A 1,145-nucleotide genomic window follows, 5' to 3' on the forward strand; every position below is an offset into this window, starting at 1 on the left:
GAGTGGACCGGGCACACCGGCAAGCGGATCAAGAACGTCGTGAACATCGGTATCGGCGGCTCGGATCTGGGTCCGGCGATGGCGTACGAGGCGCTGCGCGCCTTTACCGACCGCGATCTGACCGTGCGGTTCGTGTCCAACGTGGACGGCGCGGACCTGCATGAGGCGATCCGGGATCTGGATCCGGCGGAGACGTTGTTCATCGTGGCGTCGAAGACGTTCACGACGATCGAGACGATCACGAACGCGACCTCGGCACGTCAGTGGCTGCTTGAGTCGCTGGATGGGGGCACCTCCCGCTCGAGCGAAGCCGAGAGTGGGGGAGAGAAGGCGGTCGCGCGGCACTTCGTGGCGTTGTCGACGAACGCGGAGAAGGTGTCCGGGTTCGGGATCGACGTGGACAACATGTTCGAGTTCTGGGACTGGGTCGGCGGGCGGTATTCGTTCGACTCGGCGATCGGTCTGTCGCTGATGATCGCGATCGGTCCGGAGCGGTTCCGGGAGCTGCTGGACGGTTTCCGGATCGTGGACGAGCACTTCCGTACCGCTCCGGCGGAGGGCAACGCGCCTTTGCTGATGGGGTTGTTGGGGATCTGGTACAACAACTTCTTCGACGCGCAGTCGCTGGCGGTGCTGCCGTACAGCCACTATCTGTCCAAGTTCACGGCGTACTTGCAGCAGTTGGACATGGAGTCCAACGGCAAGTCGGTGCAGCGTGACGGGGCGCCGGTGGAGTGGCAGACCGGTCCGGTGGTGTGGGGTACGCCGGGGACGAACGGGCAGCACGCGTACTACCAGTTGATCCACCAGGGCACGAAACTGATCCCGGCGGACTTCATCGGATTCGCGCGTCCGGCCGAGGAGTTGAGCGATGCGCTCAAGGGCCAGCACGACCTGCTGATGGCCAACTTCTTCGCCCAGACCCAGGCGCTCGCCTTCGGCAAGACGGCGGAGGAGGTCCGGGCGGAAGGGGTGCCGGAGGAACTCGTCGCGGCCAAGACCTTCCAGGGCGACCGCCCGACCACCACCATCCTGGCCCCCGAACTGACCCCCTCGGTCCTCGGCCAGCTCATCGCCCTCTACGAACAGAAGGTGTTCGTCCAGGGCGCGGTCTGGAACATCGACTCCTTCGACCAGTGGGGCGT

General features: G+C 65.2%; 1 protein-coding gene. It reads left to right on the top strand.

Annotated features, from left to right (window positions below; all coding sequences use genetic code 11):
• A partial coding sequence (gene pgi / locus IF655_RS30840; protein WP_199588526.1) for a glucose-6-phosphate isomerase occupies positions 1 to 1,145 on the top strand: 1,145 nt, incomplete at both ends.

Origin of the sequence: Streptomyces sp. DSM 110735 (assembly GCF_016482685.1) — a bacterium.
Lineage (GTDB): Bacteria > Actinomycetota > Actinomycetes > Streptomycetales > Streptomycetaceae > Streptomyces.